This window comes from Blastochloris tepida, from assembly GCF_003966715.1.
In the GTDB taxonomy this organism is placed as follows: domain Bacteria; phylum Pseudomonadota; class Alphaproteobacteria; order Rhizobiales; family Xanthobacteraceae; genus Blastochloris; species Blastochloris tepida.
The window spans coordinates 249681-276146 of sequence record NZ_AP018907.1; the positions used below are offsets into that span (position 1 = coordinate 249681).

Below are 26466 nucleotides of genomic sequence, written 5' to 3' on the forward strand. Positions count from 1 at the left end.
GATGGACGGCGGCACCAGAATGGCGGGGGGAAGGGGTGATACGGTTTCCGGCCGATCGAGCCTTCGAACCGTATCCGGGTCAGCTCTCCTCGCCCTCCTCGGGGCCAAGGTCGCCCATGCCGAAGCGGCGCAGCTTGGCATAGAGGCTCTGGCGGCTCAGGCCCAGCATCTGGGCGGCGGAGGCGCGGTTGTCGCCGGTGTGGGTCAGCGCCGCCTCGATGCACAGCCGCTCGATCACGTCGGTGGTCTCGCGCACCAGCTCCTTCAGCGAGACGCGGCCGACGAGGCTGGTGAGCTGCTCCACCGAGCGCGGCAGCTGCTTCTCGCCCGCCGCCTCGCCGGTTTCGGGCCGCCGGGCGTGGCGGATCATGAAGCCGAAGCACGGCTGGTCGCCGGCATTCACCGCCACCGCCGAGATCTCGACATCCTCGATCGAGCCGAACTCGCCATGCACCACGGTGCTGAAATTGCGCACCGAGCCGTATTCGCGCAGGTTCGCCATCAGCACGTTGAAATCGACGGTGTTGCGGCCGAGCCAGCGATCGAGCGGCTCGCCGCGCGCCTGCTCCTCGGTGGCGAGCTGGGCCATGTCGAGGAAGGCGGGGTTGGCGTCGAGGATGGCGTGGTCGGGCCCGGTGACGACCAGGGCGTCCGGCAGGCTGTCGACCACCTTGAGCAGCTTCGAGCGGGCGCGCGACAGGCCGGGGCCGGGCTCGTTGTGCAGCGAGGACAGCCGGATCAGGAAATGCGAGGCATTCTCCTGACGGAAGATCGAGGCGGAGACCGAGAACTCCTGCCCGCCATCGGCAAGGCGGGCGCGCACGTCGTCGGCCCAGCCGGCGCCGCGCACGGCGACCAGCAGGTTCTGCACCGCTGTCGCGCCACTGCTTTCGAACAGCTCGGTGATCGGGCGGCCGACCAGCCGGCCGGCCGGCACGCCCAGAAGCTGGGCCGCCGCCGGATTGGCCTCGACGATCTTCTGGGTCGAGACATCGACGATCAGCACCGCCTCGGCGGCGAGGTGGAACAGCAGGCGGTAGCGGGTTTCGGCGTGGCGCAGCCGGGCGTATTCGCGCTCCATCGACTGCTGGGCGGCCACCAGCCGCTGCTGCAGGCTGGCGATGGTGCGCAGATCGCGGCCGATCGCCACCGCCCGGCCGTCGTCGCCGAGCCGCACCGTCGAGTAGCGCACGAGGAGATTGGTGCCGCGCGGGGCCGGGTGGCTGATCTCGCGCCAGCGCGGATTGGCGCCGGCAGCCGCCTCCTTGAGAAGCTGCTCGACCTTCGGCCGGCTCTCCAGGCTGACGGTGTCGATCCACTTCTGGCCCAGCCACTGGCCAAGGCCCTCCTTCTGCAGGTCCTCACTGCCGAAGGAGACGTCCTCGATGACCCCCTCCCGATTGACGATCAGCGCGATGTCCGCCGCGGCCGCAATCAGCTTCGCCGCCCCGAGCGTGTCGAGCCCGCCGAGCGACTTCTCCGGAGTCTTGAATCGCGATACCGGGGTCAAGTGACCAGTCAACGTCCCTGATGGGGGCACCCGATCCGACGGCCTCGAGCCGGACGCCCCGCGTTATTGTCTCGCCGCAGTCTCGCCTGCAGAACCGCATTGCCGCTCCTGCGAAGACTGCGACCACTACGCTGCACAGTGAATGGAACCCGACGCCTCAAACCCAACTGGAAGTCGGAACCCGAAGGGAGCGCGGAACCCGATCGGAACCCGACTGGCGGAAGATGTCATTCACGGACTCGGCAACCCATCGACCGACACGCCCTGACCTTTGCAGATAGATTTGCCGATGCAAAGGTCAGGTGTGGACCAATCGAGCATCCGTCCCCTTTTTCGAGGCGGACGGACACTGCAGCTCTTGAGTCAATTCGGTAGCTCTTGAGTCAATTCGGTCTCGTTCGCAAAAACCGGGATCCATTCCTGCGGACAACGGTCGGAGAATGCTCCTGAGCCCCCGCCGATCCGGCTGAACCGGGCGGACGCTCCAAGTCCTTGGTTTATCAAGTTCTTGGCTTATCGCATCCTCTTTCGCAAAACCGGTCCCCACTCTTGCGGAGAATGCTCCAGTGGACGAAATCCGACGCTCGGCGCCCACGCGGCGGAAAATTTCATCCACAGAATCAATAGTTTGTGGGCCGACTTGTCCTGACATTTGCGGATGCGAATGTCAGGGCCGGACCACTAGCACCGCCGCGCCATCAGGCCCAGCAGGCTCTGGGCCTGCAGGATGGCCTGACGCCCGTCGACGGCCACCGCGTCGGCGCCGACCTGCGTCACCCGCTCGGGGTGGTCGGCAAAGGCCGAGCCGCTGACCATGATGCCGACGGCGTGGTTGCACGACGCCCGGCGGACGGCGCGGATGATCGCGGCCACCTGCTCCAGCGCGGTGTCGGTGTTCACCGTCAGGCCGACGAGGTCGAACCATTCGCGGCGGACGATCGAGACCATCTCGTCGGCCGAGCCGGGGCTGCCGCCCCACACGTCCCAGCCGGCGCGGCGGAAGAACTCCTCGGCCATCCGCAGGCCGAAGGCGTTCTGCATGCCGAAGGTGCAGCAGGGGGTGTTGGGCAGCGACGCCCACAGCACGCGCCGGCCGTGGGTGTGGCTCTCGACCTCGGTCTCGAAGGCGGGGCTGTACTCGCGCAGCAGCTGCTGGAGGTGGCACAGGCCGACGGTAACATCCGTCGAATCGCAGAGGTCGGCCTGCCACATCTCCTCGAGCAGGCGGGCGGCCGGCGCCAAGAGGTCGAGGAACAGCGTCTCGAGGGACAGGCCCTGCGTCCGCAGCGCCTCAATGTAGCCGCAGGCCTCGGCGATGTCGTGGGACATCACCAGCTGCGCGAACTCGGCCACCTCGGCGGAGCCGAGGGCCGGACGGTCGGCCAGCGGCAGCGCGGCGCCCGCCGCCTCCATCCGGTGGACCAGCATCAGGCGCGGAATGATCTCGCCCTCGATGGTGCGGGCGAGCTGGGCGGTTTCGAGGTGGGGGCCGCCCGCCTGGGCGAACAGAACTGCGGTCCCCTCGGTTTCGTCACTGTTCGGCAATCCATCTCGCGTTGCCGCGAGCGGCAATACGCCGGCCATGGGCGTCTCCCTGAGCTTGCCTAGACACGCGTGTGGAGGGAATTTTGAAACCGTAGGGGTAGAAGCGGCAGGCGCCTCCCGGCCCTCGGCCCTCTTTTCGGGCCACTTAAGTACATTTCCGGGCAACATGCGATCAGGGCCTCCCCGTATTCGACTCCGTCATCCGTCGGCCGTAAAGTCCCGTTGACGTCCAAATTCTTTGACACGCGCTTGTGCCGGTTTTAGAGTCCGCTGCCTGAGCAAGAAGGCTCGGCACGGTGGACCGGCGCGAGCGAGGAGAAGTGATGCGTCAGCCGGGCCAAAGAATGCCTCTCTATACCCCCGAAGAGCGTCGGCGCCGCGATGAAACGCGGTGGACCCTCGTACAGGGCGTGCTCGCCCCGCTGCAGTTCGCAGTGTTCCTGGTGAGTCTGTGGTTGGTCGTCCGTTACCTCCTGACGGGGGACGGTTACACGGCCGCAACCGTATCGGTCGTCGTCAAGACGCTCGTCCTCTATACCATCATGGTGACCGGCTCGATCTGGGAAAAGGTCGTGTTCGGCAAATATTTGTTCGCGCGCCCGTTCTTCTGGGAGGATGTGTTCTCCATCCTGGTGCTGGCGCTGCACACGGCCTATCTCGTCGCCCTGTTCGCCGGCGCCGAGCCGCGCAACCAGATGTTCCTCGCGCTGGCGGCCTATGTGACCTACGTCATCAACGCCACCCAGTTCCTGCTGAAGCTGCGGGCGGCGCGGCTCGACAGCGCGGCCGCCAAGAGCGCTGGCGAGCAGGACGGCTCCGCTCCGGCGAACCGTCAGGCCAACCCTGGCATGGTGGGGCTGACGAAATGACCGGGCTTGCGACATGAGTGGGCTTGCAGCGGTGCCTCGTTCGACGGTCCCCTCGGGCTGCGGCGAGCTTGCGGTGCTGCGCGAGCGCGGCCAGCGCGAAGTGTTCTGCGGGCTGGCCGGCATCGTCTGGCTGCACCGCAAGATCCAGGACGCCTTCTTCCTCATCGTCGGCTCGCGCACCTGCGCCCACCTGATGCAGTCGGCGGCCGGGGTGATGATCTTCGCCGAGCCGCGCTTCGGCACCGCCATCATCGAGGAGCGCGACCTCGCCGGCACCGCCGACGCCAATGCCGAGCTCGACCGCATTGTCGCCCGGCTCTTGGAGCGGCGCTCCGACATCCGGCTCCTGTTCCTGGTCGGCTCGTGTCCGTCCGAGGTGATCAAGCTCGACCTCAACCGCGCCGCCGAGCGGCTCGACCACGCCTATACCGGGCGCGGCGTGCGGGTGCTCAGCTATTCCGGCAGCGGGCTGGAGACCACCTTCACACAGGGCGAGGATGCCTGCCTCGCGGCGCTGGTGCCGCACATGCCGGCGGAAGCCGCCGACGCGCCGCCGTCGTTGCTGGTGGTCGGCGCGCTCGCCGACGTGGTCGAGGATCAGTTCGGCCGGCTGTTTTCCGATCTCGGCATCGGGCCGGTGCGCTATCTGCCCGCCCGCCATGCCGACGACCTGCCGCCGGTCGGTCCCAACACGCGGGTGCTGATGGCCCAGCCCTTCGTGTCCGACACGGTGCGGGCGCTGGAGCAGCGCGGGGCCAAACGGCTCGTCGCGCCGTTCCCGTTCGGGGCCGAGGGCACCACGGCATGGCTGGCCGCGGCGGCCGACGCGTTCGGCGTTCCGGCCGAGCGGTTCCGCACGGTGACCGCGCTCGGCCAGGAGCGGGCGAAGCGCGCATTGGCGCGCTACCGCGGCGAGCTCGAAGGCAAGCGCATCTTCTTCTTCCCCGACTCGCAGCTCGAAATCCCGCTGGCGCGCATGCTCGCGCGTGAACTCGGGATGACGCTGACCGAGGTCGGTACGCCCTATCTGCACCGCCAGAATCTCGCCGCCGAGCTGGCGCTGCTGCCGGCCGACGTGGTGCTGAGCGAAGGCCAGCATGTCGAGTCCCAGCTCGACCGCTGCCGCGCCGCGCGGCCCGATCTGGTGGTGTGCGGGCTCGGCCTCGCCAACCCGCTGGAGGCCGAGGGGCTGACCACTAAGTGGTCGATCGAACTGGTGTTCTCGCCCATCCATGGCTACGAGCAGGCCGGCGATCTTGCCGAGGTGTTCGCCCGTCCGTTGTTGCGTCGCGCGCGGCTGGAGGTCTAGGCCATGCAGCTTACGGTCTGGACCTACGAGGGGCCGCCCCAAGTGGGAGCGATGCGCGTCGCCACCGCGATGGAGGGGCTGCACTACGTGATCCATGCCCCGCAGGGCGACAGCTATGCGGACCTGCTGTTCACGATGATCGAGCGCCGGGCCAAGCGCCCGCCGGTCAGCTACACCACCTTCCAAGCCCGCGACCTCGGCACCGATACCGCCGAATTGTTCCAGTCGGCGGCGCGCGACGTCTATGAGCGCTTCCAGCCGCAGGCGCTGCTCGTCGGCTCGTCCTGCACCGCCGAACTGCTGCAGGACGATCCCGGCGGCCTCGCCAAGGCCCTGAACCTGCCGATCCCGGTGGTGCCGCTCGACCTGCCCTCCTATCAGCGCAAGGAAAATTGGGGCGCGGCCGAGACCTTCTACCAGCTCGTGCGGGTGCTGTGCTCGCCGCATGCGCCGAAACCCGGTGAGGCGCGCCCGGCGCGGGCGGCGGGGACCGAGTCTGAAGGCGTCAAGCCGCGCTGCAACCTGCTGGGGCCGACGGCGCTGGGCTTCCGCCACCGCGACGACGTGGCGGAGATCACCAAGCTTCTCGGCGAGCTCGGCATCGAGGTGGCTGTGACCGCGCCGCTCGGCGCGAGCCCGGCCGACATCGCCAGGCTCGGCGAGGCCGATTTCAACGTCGTGCTGTATCCCGAGACCGCCGGGCAGGCGGCCGGGTGGCTCAAGCGCACCTTCGGCCAGCCCTTCACCACGGTGGTACCGATCGGCTACGGCGCGACGCGCGACTTCATCAAGGAGGTGGCGCAGCTTGCGGGGGTGGACCCGGCGCCGCTGCTCGACGGCGTGCGCTCGCGCCTGCCGTGGTATTCGCGCTCGGTCGACTCGACCTATCTCACCGGCAAGCGCGTGTTCATCTTCGCCGACGCCACCCACGCGGTGGCCGCCGCCCGCATCGCCACCGAGGAGTTCGGGTTTCAGGTGGTGGGGCTTGGCACCTATGCCCGCGAGTTCGCCCGCGAGGTGCGCGAGGCCGCCAAGCGCTACGGCGTCGAGCCGCTGATCACCGACGACTATCTGGAGGTCGAGGCCAAGGTGGCCGAGGCCCATCCCGAGCTGGTGCTCGGCACGCAGATGGAGCGGCATATCGCGAAAAGGCTCGGCGTTCCGTGCGCGGTGATCTCGGCGCCGGTCCACGTGCAGGACTTCCCGGCGCGCTATTCGCCGCAGATGGGGTTCGAAGGCACGAACGTCATCTTCGACACCTGGGTCCATCCGCTGATGATGGGTCTGGAGGAGCATCTGCTGACGATGTTCCGCAAGGATTCCGAATTCCACGAGGCGCCCTCGCATCTCGGCGCGGCGGTGGCGCCGCCGCTGGCCGCCGAGGTGCCGCCGGCCGCTCCGGACCGCGCGGCGCCGGGCGCCGTTTCAGACACCGTGCCATCTGCCCAGCCTGCCGCATCACCGTCAGGTTCCGTCGCACCGCCGGCGTCGCCGGCGCCTGCGGCGTTAATCTGGGCCCCCGAGGCGGAGAAGGAATTGCACAAGATTCCGTTCTTCGTCCGCGGCAAGGCCCGTCGCAACACCGAACGCTACGCCGCCGAGCGGGGCGTTTCGCTCATCACCGTGGACACGCTCTACGATGCAAAAGCGCACTTCGGCCGCTGACACGACGGGCATCCGCGTCGTTATCGTCACGCTCGACAACCATCTGTCGAGCGCGGCGGAACGCGCCTCCGCCACGCTTCGCCGCGAGTTGCCCGGGCTGACGCTCACCCTGCACGCCGCCACGGAATATCAGGCGGATGCCGAGGCGCTGGAGCGCTGCCGCGCCGACATCGAGAAGGCCGACATCATCATCGCCACCATGCTGTTCATGGAGGACCACATCCAGCCGGTCCTGCCCTGGCTGGAGAAGCGGCGCGACGACTGCGACGCGATGGTGGTGTGCATGTCGGCGGCCGACGTCAGCAAGCTCACCCGGCTCGGCCGGTTCAAGATGGGCGAGGGCGGCGGCGCGCTGGGCTTCCTCAAGCGGCTGCGCGGCAAGGATTCCTCGAAGCCCGGCGGCTCGGCCGGCGCCCAGCAGATGAAGATGCTGCGGCGGATCCCCAAGATCCTGCGCTTCATCCCCGGCACCGCCCAGGACGTGCGCGCCTACTTCCTGACCATGCAGTACTGGATGGCGGGCTCGGAGGAGAACGTCGCCAACATGGTCCGCCTCTTGGTGGACCGTTACGCCGACGGCCCGCGCAAGGGCCTGCGCGGCGCGCTGAAGGCGGCCGCCCCGCTCGAATATCCCGAGGTCGGCGTCTACCACCCGCGGATGAAGGACAAGATCGGCGAGCGTGCCGACAAGCTGCCGACGGTGCCGGGTGCCCGCGGCAAGGTCGGCCTGCTGGTCATGCGCTCCTACGTGCTGGCCGGCAATGCCGGCCATTATGACGGGGTGATCAAGGCGATCGAGGCGCGCGGCCTGTCGGTGGTGCCGTGCTTCGCCTGTGGCCTCGATGCGCGGCCGGCGGTCGAGCAGTTCTTCCTCGACCACGGCCGGCCGACGGTCGATGCCGTGGTGTCGCTCACCGGCTTCTCGCTGGTCGGCGGCCCGGCCTACAATGATTCCAAGGCCGCCCAGGAAGTGCTCGCCAAGCTCGACGTGCCCTATCTGTCGGTCACGCCGGTGGAGTTCCAGACCATCGAGCAGTGGGAGGCCAATGAGCGCGGCCTGCTGCCGGTCGAGGCGACCATGATGGTCGCGATTCCCGAGCTCGACGGCGCCACCGGCTCGATGGTGTTCGGCGGCCGCTCGGTCGCTGCGTCGGACGAGCAGGCGCGCGACATGCAGCCCCACGAGGAGCGCGCGGCGATGCTGGCGGCGCGCGTCGATCGCATGATCAGCCTGCGCAAGCGCGCGCGGGCCGAGCGCAAGATCGCCATCGTGCTGTTCAACTTCCCGCCCAATGCCGGCAACACCGGCACGGCGGCGTACCTGTCGGTGTTCGCCTCGCTGTTCAACACGCTCACCGCGATGAAGGCGGCCGGCTATCAGGTCGAGGTGCCCGAGAGCGTGGATGCGCTGCGCGAGCGCATCGTCAACGGCAACGCCTCGCGCTACGGCGCCCACGCCAATGTCCACCTCCGCATTCCGGCGGCCGACCACGTCAAGCGCGAGCCCCATCTCGCCGAGCTTGAGAAGATGTGGGGGCCGGCGCCCGGCAAGCAGCAGAGCGACGGCTCGTCGATCTTCCTGCTCGGCGAGCAGTTCGGCAACGTGTTCGTCGGCGTCCAGCCCGCCTTCGGCTATGAGGGCGACCCGATGCGCCTTCTGTTCGAGAAGGGCTTCGTGCCGACCCACGCCTTCACCGCCTTCTACCGCTGGATCCGCGAGGACTTCGGCGCCGACGCCGTGCTGCATTTCGGCACCCATGGCGCGCTGGAGTTCATGCCGGGCAAGCAGGCGGGCCTGTCGGCCGCGTGCTGGCCGGACCGGCTGATCGGCGACCTGCCGAACCTCTATCTCTACGCCTCCAACAATCCGTCCGAAGGCACGCTGGCCAAGCGGCGCGGCAATGCCACGCTGATCAGCTACCTCACCCCGCCGATCGCCCATGCCGGGCTCTATCGCGGCCTCCTGGAACTCAAGGGCTCGATCGAGCGCTGGCGCCAGCTGCCGCCGGAGGCGGCGGCCGAGCGGCGCGAGCTCGCCGTGCTGATCCAGGCGCAGGCGGCGACCGTCGACCTCGCCCAGGCCGAGCCGGCCTGGGAGGAGGCGGAGGTCGATCAGCGCATCCTGGCGCTGAACACCGCGGTGCTCGAACTCGAATACACGCTGATCCCGCACGGCCTGCACGTGATCGGCGAGGCGGCCTCGCCGGCCGAGCGCGTCGACCTGCTGCTGTCGGTGGCCGAGGCCACCCACGGGCTGAAGCCCTCGAGGGAGGCGATCGAGGCGCTGGTCGAGGGCGCGCCGGCCGATCAGGCGCTGGCGATGAGCGGCCTCGCCCACGACGAGACGACGCTGGCGGTGTTCCGCGAACTGGCGGAGACCGACCGGCTGCTGGCCAAGGACCACGAGATCGAGGCGGTGCTGCGGGCGCTCGACGGCCGCTTCATCCCGCCGGCGCCGGGCGGCGACCTTCTGCGCACGCCGGCGATCCTGCCGACCGGCCGCAACCTGCACGGTTTCGATCCGTTCCGCATTCCGAGCGCGTTCGCCATCAAGGACGGCGCCCAGCAGGCGGCGCGGCTGCTCGCCCGCTATGTCGAGGACGGCAATCCGTTCCCCGAATCGATCGCGCTGGTGCTGTGGGGCACCGACAATCTGAAGTCCGAGGGCGGGCCGATCGCCCAGGCCTTGGCGCTGATCGGCGCCAAGCCGCGCTATGACAATTACGGCCGGCTGTGCGGCGCCCAGCTCATCCCGCTGGCCGAACTCGGCCGGCCGCGCGTCGACGTGGTGATGACGCTGTCGGGCATCTTCCGCGATCTGCTGCCGCTGCAGATCAAGCTCCTGGCCGAGGCCTCCTATCTCGCCGCCACCGCCGAGGAGCCGGAGGAGCTGAACTTCGTGCGCAAGCACGTGCTGGCCTACCAGAAGGCCAACAATTGCGACATCGACACCGCGGCGCTGCGCGTGTTCTCCAACGCCGACGGCGCCTATGGCTCGAACGTCAACCAGCTCATCGGCAACAGCCGCTGGGAGGACGAGGACGAGTTGGCCGAAACCTATACCCGCCGCAAGTGCTACGCCTATGGCCGCACCGGCGGCGCGGTGCGCCAGCCCGAGCTGCTGACCAGCGTGCTGTCCAACGTCCAGCTCGCCTACCAGAATCTGGAATCGGTCGAGCTCGGCGTCACCACCATCGACCACTATTTCGACACGCTGGGCGGCATCAGCCGCGCGGTGAAGCGCTCCAAGGGCGGCAGCGACCTGCCGGTCTATATCGGCGACCAGACCCGCGGCGACGGCGTGGTGCGCACGCTCGGCGAGCAGGTCGCGCTGGAGACGCGGACCCGCATGTTGAACCCCAAATGGTACGAGGGTATGCTGAAGCACGGCTATGAAGGCGTGCGTCAGATCGAGGAGCACGTCACCAACACGATGGGCTGGTCGGCGACCACGGGACAGGTGGCGCCCTGGGTCTATCAACAGCTCACGCAGACCTATATGCTGGACGACGAAATGCGCCAACGCATGGCAGCGCTGAACCCGACGGCGTCCGCCAAGGTTGCCAACCGCCTGCTGGAAGCGCACGCACGCAATTACTGGAACCCGGATCCCGAGACGTTGGAGGCGTTGCGGCGGGCCGGGGAAGAGCTGGAAGATCGACTCGAAGGCGTCGGCGTCGATGTCGCGGCGTGATCGCGGCAGCGCAGGGAGACTCTGGTGAAGCCCATTACCCTACTCGACAGCGGTTCCCAGCGGCCGGACGGCGAGGGCAGCGTGCAGGTCCATATGGACCAGCGGCTCAACCTCGGCACCGCGAAGATCTTCTCGATCTACGGCAAGGGCGGCATCGGCAAGTCGACCACCTCCTCCAACCTGTCGGTGGCGTTCTCCAAGCTCGGCAAGCGGGTGCTGCAGATCGGCTGCGACCCCAAGCACGATTCGACCTTCACGCTCACCAAGCGGCTGGTGCCGACGGTGATCGATATCCTCGAGGGCGTGGACTACCACTCCGAGGAACTGCGGCCCGAAGACTATGTGTTCGAGGGCTATAACGGCGTGATGTGCGTGGAGGCGGGCGGCCCGCCGGCCGGCACCGGCTGCGGCGGATACGTTGTCGGCCAGACGGTGAAGCTCCTTAAGGAGCATCACCTACTCGAAGATACCGATGTGGTGATCTTCGACGTGCTCGGCGACGTGGTGTGCGGCGGCTTCGCGGCCCCGCTCCAGCACTCCGAGCGGGCGCTGATCGTCGCCGCCAACGACTTCGATTCGATCTTCGCCATGAACCGAATCGTCGCGGCGATTCAGGCGAAATCGAAGAATTATCCGGTGCGGCTGGGCGGCGTGATCGCCAACCGCAGCGCCCAGACCGACCAGATCGACAAATTCAACGAAGCTGTGGGACTCAAGACCCGCGCCCACATTCCGGCTCTCGACGTGATCCGCCTGAGCCGACTAAAGAAGGCAACATTGTTCGAGATGGAGCCGACGCCGGATGTGCTCGCCGTGCAGAAGGAGTATCTTCAGCTCGCCGAGACTCTCTATGCCGGGGTCGATCCGCTGGTGGTGAAGCCGCTCAAGGACCGTGAAATTTTCGACCTTTTGGGGTTCGATTGATGACGACTGCGTCCTACCAGGAGCGCCGGGGGGAGCTTGAGACCTACTTCGACCGCACGGCGGTCGAGGCGTGGTCCAAGCTGACGTCCGATGCGCCGGTGAGCGGCATCCGCGCGACGGTCCGGGCCGGACGCGACGAGATGCGCCGCACGCTGTTGTCGTGGCTGCCGGCGGACCTCGCCGGGCGGCGGCTCCTGGATGCCGGCTGCGGCACCGGCGCGCTGTCGGTTGAGGCGGCGCGGCGCGGCGCCGAAGTGGTGGCGATCGACCTGTCGCCGACGCTGGTGGGGCTTGCGGCCGAGCGCCTGCCGGAGGATCTTGCGGCAGGGGCCGGCCCCGGACGCATCGATTTCCGGGTCGGCGACATGCTCGATCCCGGCCTGGGGGCGTTCGATCACGTGGTGGCGATGGATTCGCTGATCCATTACGAGCCGTCCGACATCGTGCGGGTGCTGGCCGGCATCGCGCCGCGCACCGCGCGCTCGATTCTCTTCACCATCGCTCCGCGAACGCCGCTGCTGACGCTGATGCACGCGGTGGGGCGCGTCTTCCCGCGCAGCGACCGCGCCCCGGCCATCGTGCCGGTGGCGGCGAAGCACCTGACGGCGCTGGTCGCCGCCGAGCCGGCGCTGGCCGGCTGGCGGCCGGGCCGCTTGCATCGGGTGGCCCGTGGCTTCTACATTTCCGAAGCTCTGGAGTTTGTCCGGTCATGAGTAACGAGACACCCTCCGTCCAGTTTTGGAACAAGTTCGCGACGGACTTCATGCCGTTCGCGGACGCGGCGTCGAAGGACCTGCCGCTCGGCCGTCTGTTCCGCCTGTCGCTGTTCCAGGTCACCGTCGGCATGGCGACCGCGATGCTGGTCGGCACGCTCAACCGGGTGATGATCGTCGAGCTCGGCATGGGCGCTTGGCTCGTCGCCTCGATGATCGCGATTCCGCTGCTGGTGGCGCCGTTCCGCGCCTTCATCGGCTTCAAGTCGGACCACCACCGCTCGGCGCTGGGCTGGAAGCGCGTGCCCTACATCTGGTTCGGCACGCTGCTGCAGTTCGGCGGCTTCGCCTTCATGCCGTGGGCGCTGATGATCATGTCCGGCGACGCGGTGGGACCGATCTGGGTCGGCCATGTCGGCGGCGCGCTGGCCTTCCTGGCGGTCGGTGCCGGCATGCAGACCGTGCAGACCGCGGGGCTGGCGCTGGCCACCGACGTGGCGTCGGAGGAGACCCGGCCGCGCGTGGTGGCGCTGATGTACGTCATGCTGCTGGTCGGCATGGTGGCCGGCGCGTTCGGCTACGGCCTTCTGCTGCAGGAGTTCAGCATCTTCCGGCTGATCCAGGTGATCCAGGGTCTGGCGCTGGTCACGCTGGTGCTGAACTTCGTCGCGCTGTGGCGCCAGGAGGCTCGCAGCCGCGATCGTGCCAACATCGTCGAGCCGCCGTTCGGCCAGGTGTGGGGCAAGTTCATCAAGCAGAATCACGCTGCCCGCTTCCTGGTCGCGCTCGGCCTGGGCACGGCGGCGTTCAATATGCAGGATATCGTGCTGGAACCGTATGGCGGCGAGATTCTCGGCCTGTCGGTTTCGGCCACCACCGCGCTGACGGCGTTGATGGCGGCAGGGTCGCTCGTCGCCTTCGGGCTCTCCGCCCGCCTGCTCAGCCGCGGTACCGATCCGTGTCGGCTCGCCTCCATTGGCGGGCTGATAGGACTGGCGGCGTTCTGCGCCGTCATTCTCGCCGGCCCGCTGGGGCTGCCACTGCTGTTCCGTATCGGCGTCGCGCTGATCGGTTTCGCCAGTGGCCTGTTCGCAGTGGGTACCCTGACCTATGCCATGGGTCTCGACGCCGAGCACAATGGGCTCGCGCTCGGGGCCTGGGGCGCGGTCCAGGCCACCGCCGCCGGTGGGGCGATCGCACTCGGCGGCACGCTGCGTGACGTAATCTCCGAGTTCGCTTCCCTCGGGCTGCTCGGCCCGGCGATGAACAGCCCGCTCGCCGGATATGAGTTCGTCTATCTCCTCGAAGTGCTCATGCTGTTCGCCGCGCTCGTCGCGATCGGCCCGCTGGTAAGACCCCACGGCCAGCACCGTTCTCGTCGGGATTCATCATTTGGTCTTGCCGAATTCCCCGGCTAGACGTTACCTGCCCACGGAGGTTCTTATGTATTACGGCGCTCTCGCAAACCATCTAGATATCGCGCAACTTGCGTGGTACGGGCACTGGCTCGTGATCTGGACGGTCGTTCTGTTCTACCTGCGCCGCGAAGACCGGCGCGAAGGCTATCCGCTGGTGGAGCCGCTCGGACTCGTCAAGCTGCCGTCGCCGGATGTCCAGTCGGGCGAGCTGCCCTATCCCAAGACCTTCACCCTCTATCATGGCGGCACCGTCCAGGCTCCGAACCCGAACCGCCGCTACGAGACCCGCGAGCTGAAGCTGGCGCAGACCGACGGCTTCGAAGGCGCTCCGCTGGCGCCCACCGGCAACCCGATGGTCGACGGCGTCGGCCCCGCCTCGTGGGCGGAGCGTTCGGAAGTGGTCGACTCGACCTTCGAAGGCAAGGCCAAGATCGTCCCGCTGCGCGCTGCGCCTGAGTTCTACATCGCCGAGGGTGACCTCGACCCGCGCGGCCTGCCCGTGTTCGGCGCCGACGGCATCGAAGCCGGCACCGTCACCGACCTGTGGGTCGACCGCTCGGAGTACTACTTCCGCTACCTCGAAATCTCGGTGGCCGGCAGCGCCCGCACCGCCCTGATGCCGCTCGGCTTCGCCAGCATCACCAAGGACGGCGTCAAGGTGCAGGCGATCCTCGCCAGCCAGTTCGCCAACGTGCCGCGTCTGCAGAGCCGTGACCAGATCACGCTCCGCGAAGAGGACAAGGTGTCGGCCTACTATGCCGGCGGCCTGCTCTATGCGACGCCGGAACGTGCGGAACCGTTGCTGTGAGCCATCACGACGACGAGTTCGAGCCCTATGTCAAAGGCCTGCCGGGACCACTCCCGGCAGGCGAAGACATGCTGTGGCAGGGAGAACCGCAGTGGTGGCGTTTCGCCATCACTGCACTCCATGTGCGTAAGGTCGCGATCTACTTCCTGCTGCTGGCGATTTGGCGGTTCGCCAACGGGATCAGCGCGCAGGAGACGCTTCCGGAGATGACCGCCGGCATCACGTGGCTGATCACCGCCGGCGCGGGCGTGGTCGGCATCATCGTGCTCGGCGCCCGGTGGATTTGCAGCACGAGCGTCTACACCATCACCACCAAGCGCGTGGTGCTGCAGTTCGGCGTCGTCCTGCAGATGACGTTCAATCTGCCGTTCTCATCGATCAATCATGCCGCGCTCAAGACCTATTCCGACGGAACCGGGGACATCCCGCTCTCGCTGATCGAGGGCAAGGGAAAGCGTCTCGGCTATATGGTGCTGTGGCCGCACGTCCGGCCGTGGCGGTTCGAGCGGCCGGAACCGATGATGCGGTGCGTGCCGGACGCGCGGAAGGTGTCCGAGATTCTCGCCAACGCAATCGCGGCCGATACGGCGCGTCGCGCGGCGGAGGAAGCCCAGGCCGAAGCGGCGGAAGCCGCGGCCGAGGCGGCGGATGCGGGTTCGGAGGTGGCCAGCGCCACCGAGTCCGGACAGGCGCCGGCCGGACAGGTTGCGGCTGGACAGGCTGCGCCGGCCGCGGCGGCCACGAGCTGAGCCGCAGGAGTAGGTATCTTGTCTGGCTCGAAGCCCTACAAACTTTCGCTCGGCTCCAAGATCTGGCTTGGGCTGGTGGTGCTTGGCGGCATCGTCCTGGTGTTCGGCCCGCATTTCGGCGGCATTCGCGATACGCTGTCCGGCAAGGAGGAGGCCGTCCCGTCGGCGCAGCTGCCGCTGGTCGAGAGCCGTGATCTGCGGTTCGTGACCGGGCAGGACTCCAGCCTCTCGATCATCGATGCCGAGTCGAACGAGGTGATCGTGGTGCTGCGGGGCAATTCGGACGGCTTCATCCGTGGCATGGTGCGGGCGCTCAGCCACGACCGGCGGATGAATGCCGACGAGACCTCCGGTGCGCCGTACCGGCTGTCGCTGTTCGCGAACGGCCGGCTCACTTTGACGGATCTGGCGACCAACCGGGAGCTGGTGATCAACGCGTTCGGGCCGACCAACATTGCGTCGATGGGACGCCTGCTCAAGTCGCAGCAGGCCAAGCCCGCCGAGCAGCCGCAATGACCGGCCCAATTCGAATGGGCGGCGGGCGCCCGTGCCGGGGCCCGCTGATCCTCATGAACGAGACGAGCCGCAATCGCCGGACCGCCCCGCAACGCGGAGCGGGCGGGGCGACCGCGACCGGCGATGCGGCACCTGAGGCGGGCGTCGTCCCGCCGGATGGGCCGTACCCGCCGCCAGCACGGGTTCGTCCAGTCCCCTCCCAATAGGGGAGGCAATGGTGGCCGAATACGGCATTGCCGTGCTTTACGCCCTCTTTCTGTGGTGGTTCAGCACGGGCGTCATTCTGTTTCTCGACGGGTTGCCGCGCTGGACCTTCAAATGGAGCATGGCGGGCGCCACCGTGCTGCTGGTCGGCGCGCTGCATGGCGTGTGGGCGACCTCGCACGAGCAGACGCCGTTCGGCGCCTATGCTGGCTTCAGTTGCGGGCTGATGGTGTGGGCGTGGAACGAGATGGCGTTCCTGATGGGCTACGCCACCGGGCCGGTGCGGGTGCCGTGCCCGCCGGGCGTGACCGGCTGGGCGCGGTTCGCGCTCGCCACCAAGACCATCCTGCACCATGAGCTGGCGATCCTGATCTCGGCGGCGGTGGTGGTCGCGGTCACCTGGGGCGCACCGAACCAGGTCGGCACGGTGACGTTCTTCGTGCTGTGGCTGATGCGGCTGTCGACCAAGTTCAACATCTTCCTTGGCGTGCCCAATCTCAGCGAAGAATTCCTGCCGAGTCACCTCGAATACCTGAAGACCTATTTCGTGCGCCGGCCGATGAACATGCTGTTTCCGTTCACGGTCACGGCGGCGACCCTGTTCACCACCTATCTGCTGCACATGGCGGCGACCTCGGCACCGTTCCCGGCCACGGCATATGCGCTGCTGTCGACGCTGTCGGCGCTGGCCGTCATCGAGCACTGGTTCCTGGTGGTGCCGCTGCCGGTGGCGGCGCTGTGGCGGTGGGGATTGCGCACGCATGACAATCTGCGCCCCGAGCCCGATCCGTGGCCGGCGTTGTGCGAAGGCTGTCCGATCGTCAAGGAGGCCGACCACGACCGCCCCGACGACGGCTCGGTGCCGCATCTGCGGGCGTGGAGCATCCCGCTGGATGTCGAATGCGACCCGGCGCGGCTGAAGGTGCTGCTCGATGCCATCGGCAATGGCAGCTACGGCAAGGTCGAGAGCGTCGACGGCATCGTCCGGGCCGGCGCGCGCTGGATCCGGTTCGATCTCGAAGGCATGTCGCCGGTCGAACTGCCGCCCGGCGGCCAGCCGCGGCACCAGCCGCGGGTCGTGGCGGTCGGCCATGCGCTGGACGGCACGCGGCTGCAGGCGGCGTTCGCCGACTGCGCGGCCCGCCCGGCCGAGCTGCTGCGGCGCGAGGCCGGCGGCGGGCATTGATCCCAACGGCCCCAGACGCTGACGCGTGGGGCCGTTGACTCTCGCGGATTTTCTCATCCGAAATCAATGATTTCGCGAAAATCTGCGACCGGAGCCAACGGTCCGCTTTCGGGCCGTTGGTATGAGCCCGAGGCCGGCGTCGGCCGGTCCGGCGTGGTCCGGCGGCCGAGCGGCGACGCGGAAAGCTCTTGGCGGAAAGCACATGGAAAAAGCCCCGGCGAGGGTGTCGCCGGGGCTCTTTCGTATGTGCAGTCCGTCTTCGGCCGGATCAGGCTGGAGAGCCGAATCGGCCTCGCTTTCGGCCGCGGCCCTATTGGGCTGCGGCCCTGATCGCCCGCGCGCTGTTCGGCAACGACCTATTCGGCGGCGACCTGGAAGGCGGCGGCGACCTCGTCGCGCATCGCCTTGATGGTGGCGGCGTAATCGCTTGAGCCGAAGATCGCGCTGCCGGCGACGAAGGTGTCGGCGCCCGCGCGGGCGATGCGGCCGATATTCTTCGCCGAGACGCCGCCATCGATCTGCAGGCGGATGTCGCGGCCGGACTCGTCGATCAGCCGGCGGGTGGCGGCGACCTTGGGGATCATGGCCTCGATGAAGGCCTGCCCGCCGAAGCCGGGATTGACGGTCATCAGCAGCACCAGATCGAGCTTGGGCAGAACCCAGTCGAGCACCGAGAGCGGTGTGGCCGGGTTGAGAACGAGGCCCGCCTGGCAGCCCTTGGAGCGGATCAGCTCGATGGTGCGGTCGACGTGGCGGCTCGCCTCCGGGTGGAAGCTGATGAGATTGGCGCCGGCGGCGGCGAACATCTCGACCAGCGCGTCGACCGGCTCGACCATCAGGTGCACGTCGATCGGCGCCGTCGTCACCTTGCGCAGCGAGGCCAGCACCGGCGGGCCGATGGTCAGGTTCGGCACGTAGTGGCCGTCCATCACGTCGAAATGGATCCAGTCGGCACCGCCGGCGAGGACGGCGTTCACCTCCTCGCCGAGACGGGCGAAATCGGCCGACAGGATCGACGGCGCGATCACGATGCTCATGCAGCGGCCTTTCCGCTCGTCACCACCTGGGTCAGTTCGCCCTTCTTGTAGCGCTGCGCCATCACGTCGAGCTCGATCGGCTTGATCTTGGGCGCCTGTCCGGCGCAGCCGAAGGCTTCGAGCCGGGCGATGACCACCTTCTTGGCCGCGTCCTGCGCCACTTCGAGATATTTGCGCGGGTCGAACTCGCCCTTCTTGGTGGCCAGCACGCGGCGGATGGCGGCGGTCATGGCCAGGCGGATGTCGGTGTCGATATTGACCTTGCGCACGCCGTGCCTGATGCCCTGGACGATCTCCTCGACTGGGACGCCGTAGGTCTCCTTCATGTCGCCGCCGAACTCGCGGATCTCGGCCAGCAATTCCTGCGGCACCGAGGAGGAGCCGTGCATCACCAGATGGGTGTTGGGGATGCGGGCGTGGATCTCCTTGATGCGGTCGATGGCGAGGATGTCGCCGGTCGGCTTGCGGCTGAACTTGTAGGCGCCGTGCGAGGTGCCGATGGCGATGGCCAGCGCGTCGACCTGGGTCTCGGCGACGAAGCGGGCGGCCTCCTCGGGGTCGGTGAGGAGCTGCTCACGGGTCATGGTGCCCTCGGCGCCGTGGCCGTCCTCCTTGTCGCCCTTCATGGTCTCGAGCGAGCCGAGCACGCCGAGCTCGCCCTCCACCGACACGCCGATCGAGTGGGAGATCTCGACCACCTTGCGGGTGACCTCGGCATTGTAGGCGTGGTCGGCCGGGGTCTTGCCGTCCTCGCGCAGCGAGCCGTCCATCATCACCGAGGTGAAGCCGTTGCGGATGGCCGAGACGCACACCGCCGGCGAGGCGCCGTGGTCCTGGTGCATGACGATCGGGATCTCGGGATAGGACTCGACGGCGGCGGTGATGAGGTGGCGCAGGAAGTGCTCGCCGGCATATTTGCGGGCGCCGGCGGAGGCCTGGAGAATCACCGGCGCCTGCACGGCGCGGGCGCCCTCCATGATGGCGCGGACCTGCTCCAGATTGTTGACGTTGAAGGCCGGCAGGCCATAGTCGTGCTCGGCGGCGTGGTCGAGCAGCTGGCGCAGCGAAACGAGAGCCATAGGCGCGGATCTCCTGAAGAGTGTTGGACCGCCTCCAGGCGGAGGTCAGCGGGACAATACGGTTTTCACGGTATCGGCGACGCGCTGCGGCGTGAAGCCGAAATGGGCCAGCAGGTCCTTCTCGGGGCCGGATTCGCCGAAGCGGTCGATCCCCACCACCGCGCCGGCAAAGCCGACCACAGCCTGCCAGCCGCGGGTGGCGCCCGCCTCCACCGCCACATGCGGCAGCGACCGATCGATCACCTTGGCCTGATCGGCCGGGGCGAGGCGCTCGAACGCCTCGCGGCAGGGAATCGACACCACACGCACCGGAATGTTCCCGGCCGCCAGCAGATCGCGGGCCGCCACCGCCAGCGCCACCTCCGAGCCGGTGGCCACCAGCACCGCCGCGGGCGCAGTCGCCGGCTCCGACAGCACATAGCCGCCATTGGCGATGGCGGTTTCGGTTGCCGCGTCGCGCGGCTGGGCGGGCAGAGTCTGGCGCGACAGGATGATGGCGGTCGGCCCGTCGCGGCGGGCCAGCGCCGCGCGCCACGCATAGGCGGTCTCGACGGCGTCGGCCGGGCGCCAGACGTCGAGATTGGGGATCAGCCGCAGGCTTTCGACATGCTCGACCGGCTGGTGGGTGGGGCCGTCCTCGCCGAGCGCGATCGAATCATGGGTGAAGACATAGACCACGCGCTGGCCCATCAGCGCGCTCATGCGGATGGCGTTCCGGGCATAGTCCGAGAACACCAGGAAGGTGGCGACGAACGGGATGAAGCCGCCATGGAGCGCGATGCCGTTGGCGATCGCGCTCATGCCGAACTCGCGCACCCCGAACAGGATGGTGTTGCCGGCCTCGTCGCGGGTGATGGGCAGCGTGCCCTTGAAATTGGTCAAATTGGAGTGGGTGAGGTCGGCCGAGCCGCCGAGCAGCTCGGGGAAGTCGGGAGCGAAGGCGGAGAGCACCACCTGACCGGCCTTGCGGCTGGCGACATTGCCGGCGGCCTTGGCCTCGGTGACGGCGCGCGCGGCGGCCTCGGTGAAGCCCTTCGGCAGGTCGCCGGCCACCCGCCGCTCGAACTCGGCGGCCAGATCCGGGAAGGCCTGGCGGTAGGCCTCGAAGCGGGCGGTCCAGTCGGCGTGGAGGCCCGCGCCGCGGGGGCGCTGGTCCCACATCGCATAGACATCGGCCGGCACCTCGAACGGCGGGTGGCTCCAGCCGAACACGGCCTTGGCCTGGGCCGCCTCCTCTGGGCCGAGCGGGGCGCCGTGCGAGTTCTCGGTGCCCTGCTTGGTCGGCGCGCCGCGGCCGATCACCGTCTTGCAGCAGATCAGGCTGGGCTTGCCGCTGGCGAGCGCCGCGGTGATCGCCGCGTCGATGGCGCCGGGATGGTGGCCGTCGACATTGCGGATGACGTTCCAGCCATAGGATTCGAAGCGGGCCGGGGTGTCGTCGGCGAACCATTCCTCGACCTTGCCGTCGATCGAGATGCCGTTGTCGTCATAGAGGGCGACCAGCTTGCCGAGCTTGAGGCGCCCGGCGAGCGAGGCGGCCTCGTGGCTGATGCCCTCCATCAGGCAGCCGTCGCCGAGGAAGACGAAGGTGCGGTGGTCGACGATGGTGTGGCCGGGGCGGTTGAACTGGGCGGCCAGCGTCTTCTCGGCGATCGCCATGCCCACGGCATTGGCGAAGCCCTGGCCGAGCGGGCCGGTGGTGGTCTCGACGCCCACCGTCACCCCCACCTCGGGATGGCCGGCGGTCTTGGAGTGGAGCTGGCGGAAGCGCTTGATCTCGCTCATCGGCAGGTCGTAGCCGGTGAGGTGGAGCAGGCCGTAGATCAGCATCGAGGCGTGACCGTTCGACAGCACGAAGCGGTCGCGGTCCGGCCATTTCGGGTCGGCCGGGTCGTGGCGCAGATGCTGGCGCCACAGCACGGCGGCCATCTCGGCCATGCCCATCGGCGCGCCGGGGTGGCCGGACTTGGCGGCCTCGACGGCGTCGATGGCGAGCGCACGCAGGGCCGCGGTGACCGGCCAGGAGAGGCTGTCGGCGGCGGTGATCTTCTGGATCTGGTTCATGGGTCTGGCCTCCTGCCTCACAGCGACCGGCGCTTCAGTTCGATCAGTTTCAGGATCATCGGCGTCAGGATGAGCTGCATGGCGATATCGAGCCTGCCGCCCGGAATGACGATCGAGTTCGCCCGGCTCATCCAGCTCCCGTCGATCATCGACAGGAGATAGGGGAAGTCGATGCCGCGCGGGTTCTTGAAGCGGATCACCACGATCGATTCGTCGGCGGTGGGGATCCATCGGGCGACGAAGGGGTTGGAGGTGTCGACCGTCGGCGCGCGCTGGAAGTTGATGTCGGTCTCGGTGAACTGCGGGCAGATATAGTGCACGTAGTCCGGCATGCGGCGCAGGATGGTCTCGGTGACGTTTTCGGTCGTGTAGCCGCGGGTGGCCTTGTCGCGGTGCAGCTTCTGGATCCATTCCAGATTGATCACCGGCACCACGCCGATCTTGAGGTCGACGTGCTGGGCGACATTGATGTCCTCGGTCACCACGGCGCCGTGCAGGCCCTCATAGAACAGCAGGTCGGTGTTGCCCTGGATGTCCTCCCACGGGGTGAAGCGGCCGGGCTCGGCGCCGTAGAGCTGCTGCTCCTCGGCGTCGTGGACGTAGCGGCGGACGCGGCCGCTGCCAGAGCGGCCGTATTCGGCGAACAGCTCCTCCAGCTCCTTGAGCAGATTGGTCTCGGGCGAGAAGTGGCTGAAGTTCTTGTTGCCCTTCTTGCCCTCCTCGGCCATGCGCTCGCGCATCTCGTAGCGGTCGTAGCGGTGGAAGGAGTCGCCCTCGACGAAGGCGGCGCTGACGCCCTCGCGGCGGAAGATCTGCTCGAAGGTGCGCTTGACGGAGGTGGTGCCGGCGCCGGACGAACCGGTCACGGCAATGATCGGGTGCTTGCGGGACATGGCTTCATCGCCCTCGTAACGGGTGTTCGGAATGCGGTGGCGGCCGGCGCGTCGCCGGTCGGGGCCAGGGGCCGATCAGGGCCAGGGCCGATCAGGGCCGGTCAGGGCCGGAACAGGCCGCGCTTGGCGAACAGCGGCGATCGCTCGGCGATCGATTCGGGGGCGGCCACGTAGCGGGCGACCCGGCGGACCTTCTCGCTGGAGCCGAACACCAGGGGCACGCGCTGGTGCAGCGTGGTCGGCACGAGGTCGAGAATCGGCTCGGCGCCGTTGGAGGCGCCGCCGCCCGCCTGCTCCATCAGGAACGCGATCGGGTTGCCCTCATAGATCAGGCGCAGGCGGCCGGCTGTGTAGCCCCGGCGCGCATCCGACGGATAGAGATAGACGCCGCCGCGGATCAGGATGCGATGGGCCTCGGCCACCATCGAGGCCACCCAGCGCATGTTGTAGTCGACGTCGCGCGGCCCCTCCTGGCCCTTCAGCAGGTCGTCGATATAGAGCCGGATGGGCTCGTCCCAATGCCGGTAGTTCGACATGTTGATGGCGAACTCGCGGGCATCGGGCGGCACCGCCACGCGCTCGGTGACCAGGGCGAAGCGCCGGGTTTCGGGATGGAGCACGAACAGCTGGGTGCCGGCGCCGACCGTCAGCACCAGCGAGGTGTTGGGGCCGTAGATGACATAGCCGGCGGCGAGCTGGTCGCGGCCGCGCTGCAGGAAGGCGTCGGCCGAAGCCGGATCGATGTCGGCCGGGGCGGGCAGGACCGAGAAGATGGTGCCGATCGCGGTGTTGGTGTCGATGTTGGAGGAACCGTCGAGCGGATCGACCGCGACGATCACCGGCCCGCCGGCCTTCACCGCCACCGGCTCGTCGGCCTCCTCGGAGGCCATCGCCGCCACCGGCGCATCATTGAGGTGGCGCAGGATGAGCTGGTCGGCGATGACGTCGAGCTCCTTCTGCGCGTCGCCGCCGCCCTTGTCGACGCGTGCCGCCCCGAGATCGCCGGCCAGCGGGCCGAAGGCGATCAGCGCGGCGATCTCGGTCGTCGCGCGGGCCAGCGCCACGACGGTGTCGGCCACCGCCCTGCGCGAGGCATCGGTGCCGGCCCAGACGTCCAGATAATCCTCAAGCAGCGGTCTGGCTTGTGGCGCGTGTGTCATTGGCGGTCCCCCGGTCTCCCCAGCCTGTAGGCTTTGTTTTTGTCATTTCATCACGCGGCTCGCCAGAATCTCGGCTGCCGATATGGTCATCAGATCGTCGCGCCCGATGGGACCGGGCGAGTCGAACAGGCGTACCGCCTGGCGCAGACGCGCCCGGTCGAAGGCGTTGCGGATCGAGCGCGCATTGGCGAAGTTGGGCTGGGTGCGCCGCTTGGCGATGTAGTCGACCAAAGCCGCCTTGGCGGCGTCGTCGAAGTGGTAGCCCTCGGCCCCAGCCATGGTCTCGGCGATGCGCAGCAATTCCGCGTCGGTATAGTCGGGAAACTCGATGTGGTGGGCGATGCGCGAGCGGAAGCCCGGATTGGCCGAGAAGAAGGTGTCCATGCGGTCGGCATAGCCGGCGAGGATGACAACGAGGTCGTCGCGCTGGTTCTCCATCACCTGCAGCAGGATCTCGATCGCCTCCTGGCCGTAGTCCTTCTCGTTCTCCGGCCGGTAGAGATAATAGGCCTCGTCGATGAACAGCACGCCGCCCATGGCGCGCTTGAGCACTTCCTTGGTCTTGGGCGCGGTGTGGCCGATATACTGGCCGACCAGATCGTCGCGCGTCACGGTGACGAGGTGGCCTTTGCGCACATAGCCCAGGCGATGCAGGATGCCCGCCATGCGCAGCGCAACCGTGGTCTTGCCGGTGCCGGGGTTGCCGGTGAACGCCATGTGCAGGGTCGGCGGCGCGGAGGAGAGGCCCATCTTCTCGCGGGCGCGCGCCACCAGGAGGAAGGCGGCGATCTCGCGGATGCGGTCCTTGACCGGCTTCAGCCCCACCAGCTCGCGGTCGAGATCGGCCAGGAGCGAGCCGATGTCGGTGTCGCGGTACATCGCCTGGAGATCGACCGCGGCCGCCGTCTCCGGCGTTGCGGCCTCCGGTGTTGCGGCGTCCGAGGGTGCAGCCGCCAACGGTGCAGCCTCTGCAGACGGCGTGGGGGCGGGCGCGTTCATCGGACTCTCCGGCTCTTGATGCGAAATCCGGCCCGTTCGGCCGGATCCGCAGGATTCGGGCGCGGGGGGCGCCCGTCGTAGGGTTTCCGGCCGATCAGCCTGGAGAACCGCAAGAGGCTTTCCTGGACCCTTCCGGGCTCGTGCCCGGGAATGTCCCGTTGGTGGTCTCGCCGGCCGCGGGCGGGGGAGGGGCCGCGGCCGGCGGATCAGCGCACCGTCACCAGCGTGTAGCGCTGGGTGCGGCCCTCGATCTCGGTCCGCTCAAGGCGGAAGGTCGGCTCGACCTTGGGCCGCTGGACGATGAAGGACAGCCGCACCGCCTCCCAGCCGCGGCTGGAGTCGAAGGCGTTGAGGCGGATGTAGTGATCGGGGTTGGCGGCGCGGCACGCCGCCAGCTCCTGCATCACCCCGACCGGATCGACGAGGTCGAACATCGGGTTGCCCCACATCTCCCAATAGGTGTTGCGGGGGTGGGGGTCGTCGGTGAACTCGATCGACACCGCCCAGCCCTTGTCGAGGCAATGGGCGATCTGCTTCTTGATCTGCTCGTCCGTCAGATCGGGCAGGAACGAGAAGGCTCCCTGGGTCACGCGCATCGGTTCCTCCCGGTTCAGGCGGCGCTGACGGTCGGCACGAAGTCCGACGTGTCGGTCGAGGTATAGTCGAAGGTGATCTCGCCCCAGGTGTCGAGGGCGGCACGCAGCGGCTGGCACCGTTTGGCGGCGTCGGCCAGAATCTCGGGGCCCTCGGCCAGGATGTCGCGGCCCTCGTTGCGGGCCAGCACCATCGTTTCGAGCGCGACGCGGTTGGCGGTGGCGCCGGCCTGGATGCCCATCGGATGGCCGATGGTGCCGCCGCCGAACTGCATCACCACGTCGTCGCCGAACAGGCTGAGGAGCTGGTGCATCTGGCCGGCATGGATGCCGCCGGAAGCCACCGGCATCACCGGACGGATGTCCGCCCAGTCCTGCTCGAAGAACAGGCCGCGCTGAAGGTCGACCTCGCTCTTGGCGTCGCGGCAGACCTTATAATAGCCCTGCACCATATTGGGGTCGCCCTCCAGCTTGCCGACCGCAGTGCCGGCATGCAGATGATCGACACCGGCGAGACGCAGCCACTTGGCGATGACGCGGAACGACACGCCGTGGTTCTTCTGCCGCGTATAGGTGCCGTGGCCGGCGCGGTGCATGTGCAGGATCATGTCGTTGGCGCGGCACCATTCGGCGATCGACTGGATGGCGGTCCAGCCGACGATGAGGTCGACCATCACGATCACCGAGCCGAGATCCTTGGCGAACTCGGCGCGCCGGTACATCTCCTCCATGGTGCCGGCGGTGATGTTGAGATAGTGCCCCTTCACCTCGCCGGTGGCGGCCTGGGCCTTGTTCACCGCCTCCATGCAGTAGAGGAAGCGGTCGCGCCAGTGCATGAACGGCTGCGAATTGATGTTCTCGTCGTCCTTGACGAAGTCGAGACCGCCCTTCAGCGCCTCATAGACCACGCGGCCGTAGTTCTTGCCGGACAGGCCGAGCTTCGGCTTGGTGGTGGCGCCGAGCAGCGGCCGGCCGAACTTGTCGAGACGCTCGCGCTCGACGACGATGCCGGTCGGCGGACCCTTGAAGGTCTTCACGTACGCCACCGGCAGGCGCATGTCCTCGAGGCGCGCCGCCTTGACCGGCTTGAACGAGAAGACGTTGCCGATGATCGAGGCGGTGAGGTTGGCGATCGAGCCTTCCTCGAACAGCACGAGATCGTAGGCGACATAGACGAAGTACTGGCCGGGGGTGCTGGGCACCGGCTCGACCTTGTAGCACTTGGCCCGGTAGGTGTCGCAGGCGGTCAGCCGGTCGGTCCACACGACGGTCCACGTCGCGGTGGAGCTTTCGCCGGCGACGGCGGCGCCGGCTTCGATCGGGTCGACGCCATCCTGCGGCGTGACGCGGAACAGGGCCAGCAGGTCGGTGTCCTTGGGCACGTAGTCGCCGTCCCAATAGCCCATCTGGGCGTATTTGAGCACGCCGGCCTTGTAGCGGCTCTTGGCGTCCTTGATGGCGGCGGGTGTGGCGGTGTCTTGCGGCATGTGGTGTTCCCTCGCGATGGCGCGCATCTAAGGGCAGGTCCGAA

Annotated in this window: 21 protein-coding genes; 11 read left to right on the forward strand and 10 right to left on the reverse strand. The window is 68.1% G+C overall.

The window, feature by feature from the left end:
• Nucleotides 1–79: 79 nt before the first annotated feature.
• Entirely contained in the window at nucleotides 80–1510 is a 1431-nt protein-coding gene (gene ppsR / locus BLTE_RS01065) for a transcriptional regulator PpsR (protein WP_174769503.1), read from the reverse strand.
• Between the two features lie 681 nt (nucleotides 1511–2191).
• Nucleotides 2192–3055, reverse strand: coding sequence for a cobalamin B12-binding domain-containing protein (locus BLTE_RS01070; RefSeq protein ID WP_160140478.1), 864 nt, complete (start codon nucleotides 3053–3055; stop codon nucleotides 2192–2194).
• A gap of 323 nt (nucleotides 3056–3378) precedes the next feature.
• On the opposite strand from BLTE_RS01070, the gene bchF reads away from it, so the two are divergent.
• The 11 genes from bchF (at nucleotide 3379) to puhE (ending at nucleotide 17110) form a co-directional block, all read left to right on the forward strand.
• On the forward strand, nucleotides 3379–3924 hold the full coding sequence (bchF, locus tag BLTE_RS01075) for a 2-vinyl bacteriochlorophyllide hydratase (protein WP_197723252.1): 546 nt from the start codon (nucleotides 3379–3381) through the stop codon (nucleotides 3922–3924).
• 13 nt (nucleotides 3925–3937) lie between these two features.
• The gene (locus BLTE_RS01080; protein ID WP_126396799.1) at nucleotides 3938–5233 is read left to right on the forward strand and encodes a ferredoxin:protochlorophyllide reductase (ATP-dependent) subunit N; all 1296 of its coding nucleotides are present in this window, start codon (nucleotides 3938–3940) and stop codon (nucleotides 5231–5233) included.
• Between the two features lie 3 nt (nucleotides 5234–5236).
• Entirely contained in the window at nucleotides 5237–6898 is a 1662-nt protein-coding gene (gene bchB / locus BLTE_RS01085; RefSeq protein ID WP_126396801.1) for a ferredoxin:protochlorophyllide reductase (ATP-dependent) subunit B, read from the forward strand.
• Nucleotides 6873–10592: a magnesium chelatase subunit H gene (locus BLTE_RS01090; protein ID WP_126396803.1), complete on the forward strand. Its 3720-nt coding sequence runs from the start codon at nucleotides 6873–6875 to the stop codon at nucleotides 10590–10592. Before bchB ends, BLTE_RS01090 begins: the two co-directional genes overlap by 26 nt.
• Before the next feature lie 33 nt (nucleotides 10593–10625).
• Nucleotides 10626–11516, forward strand: a complete 891-nt coding sequence (gene bchL, locus BLTE_RS01095) for a ferredoxin:protochlorophyllide reductase (ATP-dependent) iron-sulfur ATP-binding protein (RefSeq protein WP_425290291.1) — start codon at nucleotides 10626–10628, stop codon at nucleotides 11514–11516.
• Nucleotides 11516–12229 (forward strand): magnesium protoporphyrin IX methyltransferase, encoded by a 714-nt coding sequence (gene bchM, locus BLTE_RS01100; protein WP_126396807.1) that lies wholly within the window; start codon nucleotides 11516–11518, stop codon nucleotides 12227–12229. Before bchL ends, bchM begins: the two co-directional genes overlap by 1 nt.
• A complete protein-coding gene (locus tag BLTE_RS01105) occupies nucleotides 12226–13647 on the forward strand; it encodes a BCD family MFS transporter (RefSeq protein WP_126396809.1) in 1422 nt (473 codons plus the stop codon). The genes bchM and BLTE_RS01105 overlap by 4 nt, the downstream gene beginning before the upstream one ends.
• 91 nt (nucleotides 13648–13738) lie before the next feature.
• Complete coding sequence (puhA, locus tag BLTE_RS01110) at nucleotides 13739–14455, forward strand: photosynthetic reaction center subunit H (RefSeq protein WP_280177359.1); 717 nt, start codon at nucleotides 13739–13741, stop codon at nucleotides 14453–14455.
• On the forward strand, nucleotides 14452–15204 hold the full coding sequence (gene puhB / locus BLTE_RS01115) for a photosynthetic complex putative assembly protein PuhB (RefSeq protein ID WP_197723253.1): 753 nt from the start codon (nucleotides 14452–14454) through the stop codon (nucleotides 15202–15204). Before puhA ends, puhB begins: the two co-directional genes overlap by 4 nt.
• Before the next feature lie 18 nt (nucleotides 15205–15222).
• Entirely contained in the window at nucleotides 15223–15720 is a 498-nt protein-coding gene (gene puhC, locus BLTE_RS01120; RefSeq protein ID WP_126396813.1) for a photosynthetic complex assembly protein PuhC, read from the forward strand.
• 214 nt (nucleotides 15721–15934) lie between these two features.
• Nucleotides 15935–17110, forward strand: a complete 1176-nt coding sequence (gene puhE, locus BLTE_RS01125; RefSeq protein WP_126396815.1) for a putative photosynthetic complex assembly protein PuhE — start codon at nucleotides 15935–15937, stop codon at nucleotides 17108–17110.
• A 356-nt stretch (nucleotides 17111–17466) separates the two neighbouring features.
• Here puhE and rpe read toward each other — a convergent pair whose 3' ends face one another.
• From rpe to BLTE_RS01165, 8 genes are all read right to left on the reverse strand, one after another.
• Nucleotides 17467–18147 (reverse strand): ribulose-phosphate 3-epimerase, encoded by a 681-nt coding sequence (gene rpe, locus BLTE_RS01130; protein WP_126396817.1) that lies wholly within the window; start codon nucleotides 18145–18147, stop codon nucleotides 17467–17469.
• The gene (gene fba / locus BLTE_RS01135; protein WP_126396819.1) at nucleotides 18144–19226 is read right to left on the reverse strand and encodes a class II fructose-bisphosphate aldolase; all 1083 of its coding nucleotides are present in this window, start codon (nucleotides 19224–19226) and stop codon (nucleotides 18144–18146) included. The genes rpe and fba overlap by 4 nt, the downstream gene beginning before the upstream one ends.
• Nucleotides 19227–19271: 45 nt before the next feature.
• Nucleotides 19272–21290 carry a transketolase gene (gene tkt / locus BLTE_RS01140; RefSeq protein WP_126396821.1) on the reverse strand — a complete coding sequence of 673 codons (2019 nt, stop codon included), beginning with the start codon at nucleotides 21288–21290 and terminating at the stop codon, nucleotides 19272–19274.
• Between the two features lie 17 nt (nucleotides 21291–21307).
• Nucleotides 21308–22183 (reverse strand): phosphoribulokinase, encoded by an 876-nt coding sequence (locus BLTE_RS01145; protein ID WP_126396824.1) that lies wholly within the window; start codon nucleotides 22181–22183, stop codon nucleotides 21308–21310.
• Nucleotides 22184–22284: 101 nt separating this feature from the next.
• Nucleotides 22285–23343, reverse strand: coding sequence for a class 1 fructose-bisphosphatase (locus tag BLTE_RS01150; protein WP_126396826.1), 1059 nt, complete (start codon nucleotides 23341–23343; stop codon nucleotides 22285–22287).
• Between the two features lie 42 nt (nucleotides 23344–23385).
• Complete coding sequence (cbbX, locus tag BLTE_RS01155) at nucleotides 23386–24342, reverse strand: CbbX protein (protein ID WP_126396829.1); 957 nt, start codon at nucleotides 24340–24342, stop codon at nucleotides 23386–23388.
• Between the two features lie 206 nt (nucleotides 24343–24548).
• Nucleotides 24549–24938 carry a ribulose bisphosphate carboxylase small subunit gene (locus BLTE_RS01160; protein WP_126396831.1) on the reverse strand — a complete coding sequence of 130 codons (390 nt, stop codon included), beginning with the start codon at nucleotides 24936–24938 and terminating at the stop codon, nucleotides 24549–24551.
• Between the two features lie 14 nt (nucleotides 24939–24952).
• On the reverse strand, nucleotides 24953–26422 hold the full coding sequence (locus tag BLTE_RS01165) for a form I ribulose bisphosphate carboxylase large subunit (protein WP_126396833.1): 1470 nt from the start codon (nucleotides 26420–26422) through the stop codon (nucleotides 24953–24955).
• Nucleotides 26423–26466 lie beyond the last annotated feature (44 nt).